Annotated in this window: 11 protein-coding genes; 4 read left to right on the top strand and 7 right to left on the bottom strand. The window is 74.9% G+C overall.

What is annotated here, in order from left to right:
- On the bottom strand, positions 1-827 hold an 827-nt coding region (locus ACWEVO_RS13985; RefSeq protein ID WP_452307914.1), incomplete at its 3' end, for an Acg family FMN-binding oxidoreductase.
- 185 nt (positions 828-1,012) lie between these two features.
- Here ACWEVO_RS13985 and ACWEVO_RS13980 point away from each other — a divergent pair.
- Entirely contained in the window at positions 1,013-1,651 is a 639-nt protein-coding gene (locus tag ACWEVO_RS13980; RefSeq protein WP_046565573.1) for a response regulator, read from the top strand.
- A gap of 21 nt (positions 1,652-1,672) precedes the next feature.
- Here the strand turns inward: ACWEVO_RS13980 and ACWEVO_RS13975 are convergent, their stop codons facing one another.
- Both ACWEVO_RS13975 and ACWEVO_RS13970 read right to left on the bottom strand, forming a co-directional pair.
- Positions 1,673-3,343, bottom strand: coding sequence for a GAF domain-containing protein (locus tag ACWEVO_RS13975; RefSeq protein ID WP_452307915.1), 1,671 nt, complete (start codon positions 3,341-3,343; stop codon positions 1,673-1,675).
- 93 nt (positions 3,344-3,436) lie between these two features.
- On the bottom strand, positions 3,437-4,447 hold the full coding sequence (locus ACWEVO_RS13970; RefSeq protein ID WP_452307913.1) for an Acg family FMN-binding oxidoreductase: 1,011 nt from the start codon (positions 4,445-4,447) through the stop codon (positions 3,437-3,439).
- Between the two features lie 191 nt (positions 4,448-4,638).
- Between ACWEVO_RS13970 and ACWEVO_RS13965 the strand changes: the two genes are divergently transcribed.
- Positions 4,639-7,038, top strand: a complete 2,400-nt coding sequence (locus ACWEVO_RS13965) for a heavy metal translocating P-type ATPase (protein WP_452307912.1) — start codon at positions 4,639-4,641, stop codon at positions 7,036-7,038.
- Between the two features lie 85 nt (positions 7,039-7,123).
- On the opposite strand, the gene ACWEVO_RS13960 is transcribed toward ACWEVO_RS13965, so the two are convergent.
- The 4 genes from ACWEVO_RS13960 to ACWEVO_RS13945 all read right to left on the bottom strand — a co-directional run bounded on the left by ACWEVO_RS13960 (position 7,124) and on the right by ACWEVO_RS13945 (position 12,267).
- A complete protein-coding gene (locus tag ACWEVO_RS13960; RefSeq protein WP_452307911.1) occupies positions 7,124-7,990 on the bottom strand; it encodes a universal stress protein in 867 nt (288 codons plus the stop codon).
- The gene (locus ACWEVO_RS13955; RefSeq protein WP_452307910.1) at positions 7,987-10,389 is read right to left on the bottom strand and encodes a phosphoketolase family protein; all 2,403 of its coding nucleotides are present in this window, start codon (positions 10,387-10,389) and stop codon (positions 7,987-7,989) included. Before ACWEVO_RS13955 ends, ACWEVO_RS13960 begins: the two co-directional genes overlap by 4 nt.
- Positions 10,390-10,516: 127 nt before the next feature.
- Entirely contained in the window at positions 10,517-11,344 is an 828-nt protein-coding gene (locus ACWEVO_RS13950) for a universal stress protein (RefSeq protein WP_452307909.1), read from the bottom strand.
- Between the two features lie 122 nt (positions 11,345-11,466).
- On the bottom strand, positions 11,467-12,267 hold the full coding sequence (locus tag ACWEVO_RS13945) for a PP2C family protein-serine/threonine phosphatase (RefSeq protein WP_452307908.1): 801 nt from the start codon (positions 12,265-12,267) through the stop codon (positions 11,467-11,469).
- Positions 12,268-12,371: 104 nt separating this feature from the next.
- On the opposite strand from ACWEVO_RS13945, the gene ACWEVO_RS13940 reads away from it, so the two are divergent.
- Together ACWEVO_RS13940 and ACWEVO_RS13935 are read left to right on the top strand one after the other, a co-directional pair.
- Positions 12,372-12,608 (top strand): HTH domain-containing protein, encoded by a 237-nt coding sequence (locus tag ACWEVO_RS13940; protein WP_089010418.1) that lies wholly within the window; start codon positions 12,372-12,374, stop codon positions 12,606-12,608.
- On the top strand, positions 12,608-12,945 hold a 338-nt coding region (locus ACWEVO_RS13935; RefSeq protein WP_452307907.1), incomplete at its 3' end, for a Clp protease N-terminal domain-containing protein. The genes ACWEVO_RS13940 and ACWEVO_RS13935, both read left to right, overlap by 1 nt.

The raw sequence follows: 12,945 nt of genomic DNA, 5'->3' as shown, positions 1-12,945 counted from the left end.
TTGCACGGTGACGCGGACGCGGATCTGGTGCCGATCAAGGGCAACCCGCCGAGCCTGATCAACCTGCCGTCGGGGTGCGCGTTCCACCCGCGCTGGGTCGCGGTGTTGCCCGCCGACCCGAGCACGGCGACCAGGGGCTCCGGCTCGAAGTCGCGGCCGGGGGCCCGGTTGCGCCCGCCGAAGCCGCGCTGCGGCAGCAGGTCCTGCGGTTCGCTCTGCGGCCCGCCGGCCGCCGTCGGCACCCCGTCGGGCGCGGGCTCGGAGCGGATCCAGGCGGCCCGTTCGGCCACGTACGCGGGGTCGCGTTCCAGCACCCGGTGGGCGCTGCGGGCGATCTCCGCGAAGGCGTTCACCGCGCTGGTCCCGATCAGCAGCTCCAGCCAGCACTGCTCGGCGCGGGCGGCCTCGCCGAGCCGCCAGCGGGCGTCGGCGGGCACCGGGTCGGGCCAGAACGGGGCCCGGTTGCTGAACCGGCGGCCGATGGCCGCGTACAGGCTCTGCTCGGTCGGGGTGGGACGGCGCGGCAGGTCCGGGACCAGCCGGGCCACCACGTCCGGGTCGGCCGGGTACGGGCGGAGCCGGATGCTGGCCGGGGTGCCCGCGACGGCGAGCGCGAGCCGCAGGTTGAACAGGGCCGCCCCGCAGGCGATCCGGGCGCCCCAGCCGCTGGGGTCGGTGGCCGGCAGCCGGCGCAGCGGGTCGACGGAGAGTTCGATGCCGCCGTCGCGCAGCCGGAACCGCCACGGCTGCGTGTTGTGCAGGGACGGCGCCCGGACGGCGTCGACGGTGGCGGCCTTCAGCTGCTCGACGGTGAAGCCGGTGGTCATGTGCTGCTCCTTCCGTACGGGCCGTGCCGCCCCCGGTTGGTGTACTCCCACGGTGCGTCAACCAGGCGCTTCGCGCGCAGGGCCGGAGGTCCCCTCCTGGTCGGGCCCGTCTACCCACCGCGGCGCGTCGCGGTAGGGACCTTCGACCCGTGCACGACGCGGCGGCGAGGGGGTAGAAAGGACGGATGATCCGGGTGTTCCTGCTCGACGACCACGAGGTCGTCCGTCGTGGCCTTGCCGACCTGCTCACCAGCAGCGGCGACATCGAGGTGGTCGGTGAGTCCGGCTCCGCCCAGGAGGCGGCCCGGCGCATCCCCGCGCTCCGCCCCGACGTGGCGATCCTCGACGCCCGGCTGCCCGACGGCAACGGCATCGACGTGTGCCGGGACATCCGCGCCGTGGACTCCTCGATCAAGGGTCTGATCCTCACCTCGTACGAGGACGACGAGGCGCTCTTCGCGGCGATCATGGCCGGCGCCGCCGGCTACGTGCTCAAGCAGATCCGCGGCACCGACCTGGTGGACGCGGTCCGGCGGGTCGCGGCCGGCCAGTCCCTGCTCGACCCGGCGATCACCACCCGGGTGCTGGAGCGCATCCGCAGCGGGGTGGAGCAGCCGCGCGAGCTGAAGAGCCTCACCGAGCAGGAGCGGCGGATCCTGGAGTACGTGGCCGAGGGGCTCACCAACCGGGAGATCGCCGGCAAGATGTTCCTGGCCGAGAAGACCGTGAAGAACTACGTCTCCAGCGTGCTGGCGAAGCTGGGGCTGGAGCGGCGTACCCAGGCGGCGGTGCTCGCCACCCGGCTGCTCGGCAAGAGCCACTGACCCGGCGGGCCGCCCGCCCGGTCAGTCGCGCAGCGGCACGCTCCAGCGCACCTCCGTACCGTGCGGGATCACCCGGCTGAGCTGGAAGTCGCCGCCGAGCCGTTCGGCCCGCTCCCGCAGGTTGACCAGGCCGCTGCGGGCCGCCTCCGGGTCGCAGCCCACCCCGTCGTCGACGACGGTGACCGTGACCCAGCCGGCGTCGGCCTTCACCGTCACCGCCACCCGGTCGGCGTGCGCGTGGCGTACGGCGTTGGAGAGCGCCTCGCGGAGCACGGCGGTGAGCTCGGGGCGGAGCGTGTCCGGGACGGCGCTGTCGATGGGGCCGATCAGTTCCAGGCCGGGGCGGTAGCCCAGCGACTCGGCGGCCACCTCGATCGCCTCGCGGATCTCGGTGCGCAGCGCGGCGCTCATCGGGGTGCGCAGCTCGAAGATGGTCCGGCGGATGTCCCGGATGGTGGCGTCCAGGTCGTCGACGGCCTGGTTGATCCGCTTGGCCACCTCCGGGCGGGTGTTCATCGCCCCGCTCTGCAACTGCAGGCCGGTGGCGAAGAGCCGCTGGATCACCACGTCGTGCAGGTCGCGGGCGATCCGCTCGCGGTCCTCCAGGACCACCAGCAGCTCCCGCTCCTCCTGGCCGCGGGCCCGCTCCATGGTGAGCGCGGCCTGGCCGGCGAAGCTGCCCAGCAGCGTGACGTCGTCCTCGGCGGCCGGACCGCGGTCGGGCCGGTGGGCGACCACCAGGACGCCGTGCAGGACGTCCGCCGCGGCCAGCGGGGAGACCACCGCCGGCCCGGTGCTCACCGGGCGGGGCCAGGGCGCCGCCTCGGCGAGATTTTCCACCAGCTCGTGGCGGCGCTCGGTGACCGAGCCGGCGAAGGTGGTCTCGTTGGCCGGCAGCACGGCGCCGACCAGCTCCCGGGCGGCCTCGTCGGCGCCGTCGACCACCTCGACGGTGAACTGCCCCTCGTCCTCGTCGTAGAGCAGCACCAGGGCCAGCTCGGCCTCGGCGACCTCGCGGGCCCGCCGGGCCACCAGGCTCAGCGCGTCGGTGCGGCGGACCTCGCCGAGCAGCACCGAGGTGATCTCGGCGGTGGCGGCCAGCCAGCGTTCCCGCCGGTGCGCCAGGGCGTAGAGCCGGGCGTTCTCGATCGCCACGCCGGCCGCCGCGGCCAGCGCGACCACGATCTCCTCGTCGTCCTCGGTGAACTCGGCCGCGCCCTGCTTCTCGGCCAGGTAGAGGTTGCCGAAGACGTGGTCGCGGATGCGGACCGGCACGCCGAGGAAGCTGTGCATCGGCGGGTGGTGGGGCGGGAAGCCGTACGACTTGGGGTGCTGGGTGATGTCGGGCATGCGCAGCGGCCGCGGGTCGTCGATGAGCAGGCCGAGCACGCCCCGGCCGTGCGGCAGCTCGCCGATCTTGGCGTGCAGCTCCGGGCCGATGCCGTGGATGATGAAGTCGTGCAGCAGCCGATCGGGGCCGATCACGCCGAGGGCGCCGTACTTCGCGCCGACCAGCTCGCACGCCGACTGCACGATCCGCTGCAGGGTGCTGCGCAGGTCGAGGTCGGAGCCGATGCCCACCACGGCGTCGAGCAGGGCCCGCAGCCGCTCCCGGCTGGTGACCACCTCGCCGACCCGGTCGAGCATCTCCTGGAGCAGTTCGTCGAGCCGGACCCGGGACAACGGGGTCAGGCCCAGTGACGGGGTGACGTGCTCGTGCCGGGGATTCGGTGCGCTGGCCACCGGGCGATGGTATCGCCCGGTGGCCGGACCGGACGAGCCCCGCTACGCGAGGTAGTCGCGGACCGCCGAGGTGTCGACGATCTGGGCGGTGTCCAGCCGCGGGGTGTGCGGGGGGCCGGCGTGCGTCGGATCGGCGAGGCCGAGCCGCATGGAGATGTACGGGTAACCCAGGTCGGAGAGCATGTGCCGGAGCGCGTTCCGGGTGGCCTCGACCTCCACCACACCGCTGAGCGGGACCAGGGACACGCCGAGGCGGGTGGCGGTGAGCCAGGCGGCGGAGAGCGCCTCGCCGGCCCGCAGCCAGCTGTCCGGCTCGTCCTCGGTGCCCCAGAGGATGCCGTAGACGGCGGCCCGGTCGTGCCCGGGGCCCACCGGCAGGGTGCCCTGCCGGCCGAAGTCGCGGGCCGGGACGGTGGTGCGCGGGGCTTCCTGCGGCAGCACCTCCGGCGGCAGCCCGGTGCCGGTGCCGGCCCGGCTGGTCCAGTAGGCCAACTCCTCCTGCAGCTGCGGCTCGTCGGCCTCGACCGCTGCGGCCTGCTGGGCCGCGCTGGCCAGCTGGATCTTCTGGGTGTCGTCCAGCACCTGGAGGTTGACGCCCTCGCGGGTCGCCGCGCGGTCGATCTCGCCGAGGGCGGCGGTGGGGACGGGCTCGTCGCTGACCGGCCGCCGGTCGGTGTGGCGGACCTGCATGCACTGCACCATGTGCATCGCGTCCGGGTCCGCGCCGGTGTGCTTGAGCCCGGTCAGGCGGGCCAGCAGGTCCGGCTGGTCCGGGTCGGGCAGCCGCTCCACCACCGGCGTCCAGCCCTCGGCGGCCAGCGCCACCCGGGCGTGGTGCAGAGCCGCGCCGCAGCTGACCACCAGCAGCCGGCCCTCCGGGTCCATGACACTGAGGTGACGCTCCCGGACCACCCGCAGCTCCAGCGTCTCGGGCAGCACCGTCCAGTGCCACGGCTGGGTGTTGTGCACCGAGGGGGCGTGGCCGGCCATCCCGGCTGCCTCCGCCAGGGCGGTGGTCAGCGGACGGTCCGTAGCCGGCGTCTCGTGGCTCATCGTCACGACCTTTCCTGTTTTTCCCCATCGTGCCCCACGCCGGCGCCGACCGGGCGGGGTTGCCGCTCCATCCTCGGGCATCCCCCGGCGGCCCGCACGCGCTGTCCGTCCCGCGCGTCCGGGCCCTTCGGCCCGTGCGATTACCCGGGTTTGCCCTACCTGCCCCACGCGGCCGCTGAGACGATCCGCAGGTGGGAGCGGAACCGCGTGAATGCCTGCCGGAGCAGCCGGTGCGGCGACGCCGGACGGGCTGGCTGCGGCGACTCCGGCGCGGCGGCCCGGACGGCGCGCAGCGACCGGGTGCCGTCGAATGGGGGCCGCTGGTCCTGCTCACCCTGGCGGTGCTGGTCGGCGCCGGGCTGTGGTTCGCCGGGCTGCGCGGGGCGGCCCAGCTGGTCTGGGCGGCGGTGACCCTGGTCGCCCTGGTGCCGGCGGTCTGGACCACCCTGAAGCAGCTCTGGCGCCGCCAGTTCGGGGTGGACGTGATCGCCGTGCTGGCCCTGATCGGCGCGCTGCTGGTCCGGGAGTACCTGGCCGGCGCGGTGATCGCGGTGATGGTGGCCACCGGGCAGGCGCTGGAGAACTACGCCCAGCGCCGGGCCACCCGCGATCTGCGGGCGCTGTTGGAGCGCGCGCCCCGGCAGGCCCGGCGGCGTACCCCGGGCGGGGAGATCGAGGTGGTGCCGCTGGACCGGGTCGCGGTGGGGGACCGGCTGGTGGTCGGCCCCGGCGACGTGGTGCCGGTGGACGGCACCGTCGAGGAGGCCGCGACGCTGGACGAGTCGGTGGTCACCGGCGAGTCGCAGCTGGTCACCCGGGCCGCGGGAGAGCAGGTGGCCAGCGGCGTGGTCAACGCCGGGGCGGGCTTCGGGCTGCGGGCGCGCAAGAGCGCGGCGGAGAGCACGTACGCCGGGATCGTGCGGCTGGCCGAGGAGGCCACCGCGCGCAAGGCGCCGATGGTCCGCCTGGCCGACCGGTACGCGGCCGCCTTCGTACCGTTCACCCTGCTGCTGGCCGGCGGGGCGTGGCTGGTCACCGGCCAGTTCATCCGGGCGGTGGCGGTGCTGGTGGTGGCCACCCCCTGCCCGCTGCTGCTGGCCACTCCGATCGCGATCGTCTCCGGCCTGTCCCGGGTGGCCCGCCGCGGCGTGCTGGTCCGCGACGGCGGTTCGCTGGAGCTGCTGGGCCGGGCCCGTACCCTGCTGATGGACAAGACCGGCACGCTCACCGCCGGTCGTCCGCGCGCCGCCGAGACGGTGGTCGCGCCCGGCGGTGACCGGGACGAGGTGCTGCGGCTGGCCGCCTCCGTCGAGCAGCTCTCCCCGCACGTGCTGGCCGCCGCGCTCGTGCGGCAGGCGCGCGAGCAGGGGCTGCCGCTGGCCGAGCCGACCGACGTGACGGAGGAGCCGGGGCGCGGGGTGACCGGCCGGGTGGACGGCCGCCTGGTCCGGGTCGGTCAGCTGCCCGGCGAGCCGCCGGAGTGGGCCCACCGGGTCCGGGAGCGCGCGGAGCTGGCCGGCCGCTCCACCGTCTGGGTCAGCGACGACCGGGCCCCGCTCGGCGCGATCCTGCTCGAGGACCCGGTACGCCCCGACGCCCGGCGCACCGTGCGCCGGCTGCGCGAGGCCGGGCTGACCCGCCTGGTGATGGTCACCGGGGACCGGCCGCGGACCGCCCGGCAGGTGGCGCAGACCGTCGGCGTGGACGACGTCTGGGCGCAGTGCTCGCCCCGGGAGAAGGTCGACCGGGTGAAGGAGGAGTCGGGTCGCGCGGTCACCGTGATGGTCGGCGACGGGGTCAACGACGCCCCCGCGCTGGCCGAGGCGCACGTCGGGGTTGCGATGGGGGCGACCGGGGCGACCGCCTCCGCCGACGTGGCCGACGCGGTGCTCACCGTGGACCGGCTGGACCGGCTCGCCGACGCCGTCGAGATCGCCCGGTACGCCCGCCGGATCGCGGTGCAGAGCGCCACCGTCGGGATGGGCCTCGCCGTCATCGCGATGGTGGTGGCCGCGGCCGGCGGGCTGCCCCCGGTGGCCGGCGCGTTCCTCCAGGAGGGCATCGACGTGCTGGTGATCCTCAACGCGCTGCGGGCCCTCGGGGGCGGCCTGCGCCGCCGGGACGTCCCGCCGGAGACCCGGGCCCTCCTCGACCGGTACGCGGGTGAGCACGGCGGGGTGCGCGACGTGCTGGACCGGTTGCGGGACACCGCCGACCTGGTGGCGACGAGGCCGGAGGCGGCGGAGTGCGTACCGGCCCTACGGGACGTGCACCGGCGGCTGGTCGACGACGTGCTGCCGCACGAGGCGGCCGAGGAGAAGCAGCTCTACCCGGCGCTGGCCGGGCCGCTGGGCAGCGACGAGGCGACCTCGACGATGAGCCGGGCGCACGTGGAGATCAGCCGGCTGGTGGACCGGATCGGCGGCCACCTGGCCCAGCACCCGGACGGCCGGCTGCGCCGCGACGAGGTGCCCGACCTGCTCGCCGCCCTGTACGGCCTGGACGCCGTGCTGCGCCTGCACCTGGCGCAGGAGGAGGAGGACTACTTCTCGCTCAACCCCGAGGAGGGGCCGGCCGCCCCCGGCCGGTGACGGCCGGCGTCGGCTGGCGCGCCGCGGTGTTAAAAGGGGCCCCCTGTACCACGGAATCCGTTAACAGGGGGCCCTTCCTTCGCGCTCAGCGTTCCCGGACCACCGCGACGGGGCAGTGCGCGTGGTGGATGAGCTGCTGGCTGACCGAGCCGAGCAGCATCCCGCGCAGTCCGCCCCGGCCCCGGGTGCCGACCACCACGAGCTGGGCCTCCCGGCTCGCCTCGACGAGCAGCGCGGCCGGGTTGCCCGGGGTGGCCCGGATCTCCACCGGCACGTCGGCGAACGTCTCCCGCCACTGGGCGACGTCCGCCTCGGCGGCCGCCCGTTCGGTGGCGGTGACCTCCTCCGGGTCGAAGCCCGGGGGCACCCACCGATCGCCGGGCGGCTCCCAGATCCGTAGCACCCGCAGCGGCACGTCCCGCTGCGCGGCCCGCTCGACGGCGAAGCCGAGCGCCCGCAACGACGTCTCCGAGCCGTCCACGCCGACCACGACCGGGCCGGAGGTGACGGCCTGCCCGTCCCGCACCACCACCACCGGGCAGTGCGCGTGGGCGGTGACGGAGACGGCGGTGGAGCCGGCGAGCAACCCGCCGAAGCCGCCGTGCCCCCGGCTGCCGAGCACCAGCATCCCCGCCTCCGCGGAGCGTTCCTGCAGCACCAGGGCAGGCGGGCCGTCGAAGACCTCGCCCTGCACGGTCAGCCCGGGCCGGTCGGCGGCGGCGTCCGCCGCCGCCTTCCGGACCAGGTCCTCCACCTGCCGGCGCGCGGTCTCGTCCGGCCAGATGCCCGGCGCCACCCCGGGGCCGATCCAGCCGGCCACGGTGAGCCACTCGAAGACGTACGCCAGGCGGACCGGGCGGCCGGAGCGGCCCGCCTCGTCCAGGGCCCAGTCCAGGGCGACCGACGAGTCCGCCGACCCGTCGTAGCCGACCAGGATCTCCTCGGCGGTCACTGCCCGCTCCGCAGGCCCGGCTCGGTCTCCCGGATCCAGCGCCACTCGGCGACCCGGGGGTCGTCCTCGCCGTACCGGCGGGTGTAGTCGCGGCAGGCCTGGCGGGTGTCGACCATCTCCTGGCGGAGGTGGGCGGCGCGGGCGGCGAGCCCCGACACCCGGTCGATGACGTCGATGACCAGGTGGAAGCGGTCCAGGTCGTTCAGCATCACCATGTCGAACGGGGTGGTGGTGGTGCCCTCCTCCTTGTAGCCGCGCACGTGCAGGTTCTCGTGGTTGGTCCGGCGGTAGGTGAGCCGGTGGATCAGCCACGGGTAGCCGTGGTAGGCGAAGATGACCGGCTTGTCGCGGGTGAAGATGGTGTCGAACTCGTTGTCCGGCAGGCCGTGCGGGTGCTCCGACGGCGGCTGCAGGCGCATCAGGTCGACCACGTTGACCACCCGCACCTTCAGGTCGGGCAGGTGCCGGCGCAGCAGGTCGGCGGCGGCCAGGGTCTCCAGCGTGGGCACGTCACCGGCGCAGGCGAGCACCACGTCCGGCTCGCTGCCCTCGTCGGTGCTGGCCCAGTCCCAGATGCCCAGGCCGCGGCGGGCGTGCTGGATCGCCTCGTCCATGGTCAGCCAGTTCGGCGCCGGCTGCTTCCCGGCCACCACCACGTTGATGTAGTGCCGGCTGCGCAGGCAGTGGTCCATGGTGGAGAGCAGGGTGTTGCCGTCCGGCGGCAGGTAGACCCGGACCACTTCGGCCTTCTTGTTGACCACGTGGTCGATGAAGCCGGGGTCCTGGTGGGAGAAGCCGTTGTGGTCCTGCCGCCAGACGTGGCTGGAGAGCAGGTAGTTCAGCGACGCGATCGGCTCCCGCCAGGGGATGTGCCGGGTCACCTTCAGCCACTTGGCGTGCTGGTTCACCATCGAGTCGACGATGTGGATGAACGCCTCGTAGCTGGTGAAGATGCCGTGCCGGCCGGTCAGCAGGTAGCCCTCGAGCCAGCCCTCGCAGAGGTGCTCGGAGAGCACCTCCATCACCCGGCCGTCGGGGGAGAGGTGGTCGTCGCCGGGGACCTCGCGGCCGACGAACGTCCGGTCGGTGACCTCGAACGCGGCGCCGAGCCGGTTGGAGGCGACCTCGTCGGGGCCGAAGAGGCGGAAGGTCTGCGGGTTGCGGGCGATCACGTCGCGTACCCAGGGGCCGAGGGCGCCGGTCGCGCCGGCCATCGGCTCGCCCGGCTTCTTCACCTCGATCGCGTAGTCCCGGAAGTCGGGCAGGTCCAGGTCGCGCAGCAGCCGGCCGCCGTTGGCCACCGGGTTGGCGCTCATCCGCCGGTCGCCGCGGGGCGGCAGGGCGGTCAGCTCGGCGACCGGGGCGCCGGTCGCGTCGAACAGCTCCTCCGGCCGGTAGCTGCGCAGCCAGCGCTCCAGCTCGGCCAGGTGCGCCGGGTTGTCGCGCACCTCGGCGATCGGCACCTGATGGGCGCGGAAGGTGCCCTCCACCGGCTTGCCGTCGACGTCCTTCGGCCCGGTCCAGCCCTTCGGCGTCCGCAGGATCAGCATCGGCCAGCGGGGGCGCTCGATCTGGCCGCCGGAACGGGCCCGGCGCTGGATCTCGGCGATCTCCCCGACGGCCCGGTCGAGCGTCGCGGCGAGCAACTGGTGCACCCGCGCCGGGTCGTCACCCTCGACGACGTACGGCTGGTAGCCGTAGCCGCGCATCAGCTCGAGCAGGTCCTCGCCGGGTATCCGGTCGAGCACGGTCGGGTTCGCGATCTTGTAGCCGTTGAGGTGCAGGATGGGCAGCACCGCCCCGTCCCGCGCCGGGTTGAGGAAGACGTTGGACAGCCAGCTGCCCGCCAGCGGCCCGGTCTCCGCCTCGCCGTCGCCGATGACGCAGGCCACCAGGAGGTCCGGGTTGTCGAACGCGGCCCCGTACGCGTGGCTCAGCGCGTACCCCAGCTCGCCGCCCTCGTGGATGGAACCCGGCACCTCCGGCGCCACGTGGCTGGGGATGCCGCCGGGGAAGGAGAACTGGCGGAACAGCCGCTGCATGCCGGTCTCGTCGCGGGGGATGTGGTGGTAGAGCTCGCTGTACGTGCCCTCCAGCCAGGTGTTGGCCACCAGGGCGGGCCCACCGTGGCCCGGGCCGGTGACGAAGATGGCGGACAGGTCCCGGTGGACGATGACCCGGTTGAGGTGCGCGTAGAGGAGGTTGAGGCCGGGGCTGGTGCCCCAGTGCCCCAGCAGGCGCGGCTTGACGTGCTCGGGCTTGAGCGGCTCGCGGAGCAGCGGATTGTCGAGCAGGTAGATCTGCCCGACGGTGAGGTAGTTGGCCGCTCGCCAGTAGGCGTCAAGCCGGCGCAGCTCGTCTTCGGTCAGTGGGCTGTGCAGGTCGAGAGCGGTGTCCATGCTGCATTAGCCTCTCGCGGCTCGGGGTCTTCTGCCACCCGGGCGGCGGGTTTTCCGCCCGGCCAGGTCCAGCCTCGTCGCTCCGACCGGAATCGATCAGGGCCGTTGGTCCCGGGGGACGCGGGCGTCACGACCCCTCCTCGGGTTCCGGGTCCAGTCCACGAACGACGATGACCGGGGCGGGCGAGTGGTAGAGCAGGGTCTGGCTGACCGCGCCGAGCATGCCGCGCAACGGTTCGTCGCCGCGCGCCCCGACCAGGGCCACCTGCGCCGAGCGGGACTGGTCGAGCAGGACGGCGGCCGGGTCGCCGCGGATGGTGTGGCACTCGGCGGCCACCGCCGGGTGCCGTGGTCCGTACCGGGCCACCGCCTGGTCGAGCAGGTGGTCTTCCTCCGGGTGCTGGTGCTCGACGACATGGATGGCGAGCAGCCGGGCGGCCCGCCGTTCGGCGCAGTCGAAGGCGTAGCCGAGCGCGGCCCGGCCGCTCTCCGAGCCGTCGAACCCGACCAGCAGCGGCCCCTGCGGCGGCGGCGTGGCACGGCCGATCAGCACCGGGCAGCCGGCCCGGGCGGCGAGCTGCACGGCGGGCGCGTCGGCCGGCACGCAGGTCGGGCAGTCGGACATCCCGCCGTCCCCGAGCGCCACCAGGAACGCCGAGTCGGACGCCCGGATCAGCGCCTCGACCGGCGAGCCCTCGACGATCTCGCCGCTGACCGGCACGGCCGGCTCGGCGGCGGAGGCCACCTGCCCGGCCCGTTCCAGCAGGTCCTCGGCGGCGTCGCGGGGCGCGCCGACGGTGGGCGTCTCCAGGGCCGCCGCCCAGTTGAAGGCGTGCAGCAGGTGCAGCGGACGGCCGTGCGCGGCGGCCTCGCCGACGGCGGTCCGGACCACCTGGAGGTCCTCGTCCGACCGGCCGACGCCGACCACCACCGCGCCGCGGGTGGGTGCGGCCATCCCGCCTCACCTCCCGACCGCGTTCACCTCACCCACGGTAGTCAGCGCCCGGCCCGGCCCGGGTCGGGTCAGCGGAACTGGGGCCGGTTCACCGCATCGAGGAACCGCGTGCCGAACCGGGGTCAGCGTGGGGCCGGCGGCGCGGGGTGGACCCGGACGACCACCGCGGTGGCGTTGTCGTCGCCGCCCTCGTCGAGGGTGGCGGCGAGCAGGGCCTCGGCGGTGCGCGCCGGGTCCCGGCGGGCGGCCAGCAGGTCCCGCAGCCGGTGGTAGCCGAGCTGGTCGCTCACCCCGTCGGTGCAGAGCAGCCAGGTGTCGCCGGTACGCAGCGGCACGGCGAGCAGGTCCGGTTCGGGCTTGTCCGGGTGCCCCACGTAGCGCAGCAGCTGGTAGCGCGCCCGGGCCGCCTCGGGGGAGTCCGCCGGCCACCAGCCGTGCAGCACGCCCAGCCACGCCATGGTGTGGTCGACGGTGATCAGCTCCAGCAGCCCGTCCCGCAGCCGGTACGCCCGCGAGTCGCCGAGCTGGACCAGCCATCCCTGGCCGTTCTCGGGCTCGGCGACCAGGGCGGTGAGCGTGCAACCGGTGAGCCCGGCGACGGCCGCCCCGGCGCGGCGTACCCGGAGCTGGGCCTCGGCCGTCGCGGCGTGCAGCGCGGCCGGGTCGACCGCGGGCCAGCCGGCGCGGAGCTGGTCGACGAAGGTCTCCATCGCGGTGGTGCCGGCCACCCGGCTGCCCTCGCCGTCGCCCATCCCGTCGGCGACGGCCGCGAGCGGCAGCTCCGGGTCGAGGTGCAGCACGTCGAAGTTCTCCGGGTAGCGGTGCCCCACCACGCTGCCGCCGGCGATCTCCAGGGTGAACCGCCCGGCGGCCAGCCGGCGGGCGGCCTCGACGGGGTGGTCCAGGGGGCGACGGCGGAACACCAGCGGACCGTAGCACCGGGAGGGCCGGCGTCCGGCGCTACGGAGTTCGTGTTTCCTGTCAACCGGGGTTGACAAGGCTCATGCTGTCAACCTATGTTGACAGCATGAGTCAGGCGACGGAACTCGCGGCGGCCGCCGGCAGCACCGACCCGAAGGTCGGGCTCCGGGCGGTGCTCGCCCTCCGCCGGCTGCTCGAGCGGCTCGAGGTGGTCCAGGTCGACAACGCCCGACGGCAGGGCTGGTCCTGGCAGGAGATCGCCGACGCGCTCGAGGTCAGCCGCCAGGCGGTCCACAAGAAGCACGCCGGGCGACCGGCGGTCCGAGGAAGCTGGGAGGCGTGATGTTCGAACGGTTCACCGACCGGGCCCGGAGCGTGGTCCGGCACGCGGTCGACGAGGCCCGCGCCGAGGGCCGGCGTCCGGTCGGCACCGAGCATCTGCTGCTCGGCGTGCTCGCCGACGGCGACAACCTGGCCGTCCGGGTGCTCTCGGCCGGCGGCATCCGGGCCGAGGAGCTGCGTGCGGCGGTGGCCCGGCACACCGCGGGCGGCGTCGACGGCCTCGGCGAGGCGGACGCCGCCGCGCTGCGCGAGATCGGCATCGACCTCGCCGCGATCGTCGCCCGGATCGAGGAGTCGTTCGGCCCGGACGCGCTGCGCGAAGCCCCGCCCGCCCCGCG

It is taken from the genome of Micromonospora sp. NPDC003776 (assembly GCF_053605645.1).
Note: the sequence above shows the minus strand (reverse complement) of the source record. Positions and strands in the feature narration are given on the sequence as shown.

Excerpts from the sequence above, each read along its gene's own strand:
- ACWEVO_RS13955 (WP_452307910.1), bottom strand. The coding sequence starts at position 10,389 with ATGGACACCGCTCTCGACCTGCACAGCCCACTGACCGAAGACGAGCTG.
- ACWEVO_RS13970 (WP_452307913.1), bottom strand. The coding sequence starts at position 4,447 with ATGAGCCACGAGACGCCGGCTACGGACCGTCCGCTGACCACCGCCCTG.
- ACWEVO_RS13940 (WP_089010418.1), top strand. The coding sequence starts at position 12,372 with ATGAGTCAGGCGACGGAACTCGCGGCGGCCGCCGGCAGCACCGACCCG.
- ACWEVO_RS13950 (WP_452307909.1), bottom strand. The coding sequence starts at position 11,344 with ATGGCCGCACCCACCCGCGGCGCGGTGGTGGTCGGCGTCGGCCGGTCG.
- ACWEVO_RS13980 (WP_046565573.1), top strand. The coding sequence starts at position 1,013 with ATGATCCGGGTGTTCCTGCTCGACGACCACGAGGTCGTCCGTCGTGGC.